The following is a 1,231-nucleotide window of genomic DNA, read 5'->3' as shown; positions in this document are numbered from 1 at the left end:
AACGGCCTCTTCGGCTGGCGCATCAAAGTCGGCGACGGCTGGAACATCATGACCGCCATCAGCTAGTTAGCGAGCTTGATGAATCGGGCGCACACGGTGGCCCTTATTTGGGTGCGGAACGCGTGCCCGAGTCCGTGCCCGGCCCCCGTGTTGCAATGAAGTTCCAGTCGAAGGAACCGTCATGGCGCAGCGTCAGCCGAAGGAACCCGTGGGTGTCGCTGAACCGGTTCTCGATATACCGCGGACTGCTGGTGAAGGGGCGGAGCCCAATACCGCCAGTGGAAACCTGGAATGCCGTCATCCCGTCGTCGACGCATTCGTCCCTATTGTTCACCGGGCATGACCGCTCGTAGTTGTGCTGTGACCCTGACAGGGTCAGGCGCACCCGATGCTTCCACATCACGTCGATCCACGGCTTGTGGTCAGCAGCCCGGTTGTGCTCGGACGTGTTCGACGTGAAGTAGGGCTCGTGGTGCACCACCGCCAGGTGCTTCCCAGCCGCCTTCGCAGCGGCGAGGTCCTTGTCCAGCCATCGTGTTATCGCCCGGGCCTGTGCGGGGTTGTACCGCCAGTGCGCTGAGGACAGGAACGCGAAGTGCCAGTTCCCGAAGTCCTTCGAGTACGCCTCCCCGTTCTCGATGCGTCCACGCTCCTCGTTGATCGCAGCCTTTTCCGGAGCCTCCGGGCACTGGCCGTTCATGAAGTTGTCGAGGTCCTCATTGCGGCCGGGTTCCCAGTCATGGTTGGGGGCCGAAACCCAGTACAACTTGGGCATCGTGCCACGCCACAGGGTCGCCCAGTAGTTCACATAGTCGTCGCAATAGGCGGTGTCGTACTGGAAATCACCGAGGCCCAGGAACGCGTCGATCTGGTTGTCCTGCACGAGTCGGGTAATCGCAGCAGCGTTCCGGCCGGACGGGCTGTCAGGGTCGGTGTTCCCTGCGTCGTTCATGTCGCCGACGGCAGCGATCCGGACATCAGGTGCAGGGGGCGCAAACCCGTTGGGAGGCCCGGGGGGTTCCGGAGGGCCGGTGCAGCCGGCCGTGGAGACCGCCAGGACTGCCGCGGCAATCGCAGCCACACTACGAAAGAGCCTGCGGCGACGGCGTGCTGACTGCATCCGATAACCCCCTGGAGAGGCCGATCCGGAGGTCAGCTCCCCAAGGAAGAAGCCGGACCCACCGGCACTTTGATATTCCTAAGTGCTGGACCGGCTGTCAAGGGCGCGCGT

The 1,231-nt window shown here is 63.6% G+C and carries 1 protein-coding gene; it reads right to left on the bottom strand.

The features are described from left to right. Window positions 1-103 precede the first annotated feature (103 nt). Window positions 104-1,081, bottom strand: coding sequence for a hypothetical protein (locus tag Q9R30_RS19285; RefSeq protein WP_311218597.1), 978 nt, complete (start codon window positions 1,079-1,081; stop codon window positions 104-106). Window positions 1,082-1,231: the final 150 nt, after the last annotated feature.

Source organism: Arthrobacter sp. AB6 (genome assembly GCF_031844545.1).
In the GTDB taxonomy this organism is placed as follows: Bacteria; Actinomycetota; Actinomycetes; order Actinomycetales; family Micrococcaceae; genus Arthrobacter.
This window is presented reverse-complemented; position numbering and strand designations above follow the sequence as displayed.